Here is a 515-nt window from a genome sequence, read left to right as displayed (position 1 = left end):
GGCCTTTCATCATCGTGCTTTCAATCCTGCCTTCTGCTGCCGCACGCTCAATAGCCTCTTCTGAAAAGTCTTTTAGAAAGCTGGTGATAGGTTTAAGCGTTAGGCTTTTATCTGGGTGAGCAAGGAACGTACCTTCGTTCATATCAATCAACATTGCGTGCGCATTTTCACCCGCATCAAGATTGATTACGTCATCGATAAGCTGATCAATAAGTACGTCAGCACCCACTACACCAATAAACTTGCCGTTTTTCATTACTGGTTCAGCAATGGTCACTAGCAATGCGTTAGTGATAGCGTCTTGGTATGCTTCTGTGATGATCTGCTTGCCTGCTGCATTGGCATCTTTATACCAAGGGCGAGTACGCGGATCGTAGTCAGCACGGTTACGCTCAGGGTGAGAACGGTACATATCTCCGTTTGGTGTACCCAAGAAGATGTCGTCAAAGCCACCAGCTTTGCGTGCTTGCTGTAGGAAAGGAACAACGTCTTGCTCTGTCGAGTAGTCGTTGAAT

General features: G+C 46.8%; 1 protein-coding gene. It reads right to left on the bottom strand.

What is annotated here, in order from left to right; all coding sequences use genetic code 11:
- Positions 1-515: cache domain-containing protein (locus R7Q09_RS28460; protein WP_318144248.1), on the bottom strand; the 515-nt coding region annotated here is incomplete at both ends.

The sequence above is a fragment of the Vibrio sp. 2130-1 genome (genome assembly GCF_033339515.1).
Note: the sequence above shows the minus strand (reverse complement) of the source record. Positions and strands in the feature narration are given on the sequence as shown.